The organism is Bradyrhizobium sp. Arg237L (genome assembly GCF_029990105.1).
GTDB lineage: Bacteria > Pseudomonadota > Alphaproteobacteria > Rhizobiales > Xanthobacteraceae > Bradyrhizobium.
In genome coordinates this window covers 1-296 of record NZ_JAQMIL010000270.1, presented here as the reverse complement: position 1 = coordinate 296, position 296 = coordinate 1, and the positions used below count along the sequence as shown (strand labels likewise).

1 protein-coding gene is annotated in these 296 nt (G+C 62.2%); it reads right to left on the bottom strand.

Annotated features, from left to right (window positions below; all coding sequences use genetic code 11):
• A partial coding sequence (locus OZ411_RS43270; RefSeq protein WP_282532848.1) for an acyl-CoA dehydrogenase family protein occupies window positions 1-284 on the bottom strand: 284 nt, incomplete at its 3' end.
• Window positions 285-296 lie beyond the last annotated feature (12 nt).

The window sequence follows — 296 nt, the reverse complement described above, 5'->3', positions numbered from 1 at the left end:
CGAACCGGCGCGTTGGCTACACACATCTCTTCGGTCACCACGTAGCGCTCCAGAAAGCTGCGCTCCTGACCGCCGTATCTTTTCGGCCAGGTCATCCCGATCCAGCCGCGCTGGCCGACGCGCCGGCTAAACGCCTTGGCGTCTTCACCTTCAGCGCTTCCCGGTCTCAGGGGATCAAAGGTCCCGGCCGAAATCTCGTCTGCAAGGAATGCGCGGACTTCGCGACGCAACTCCTGGCAATGCTCCGGCAGCCGGATGGGATCGAATCGCAATGCTGTTGTCATGGTCTTGGCTCC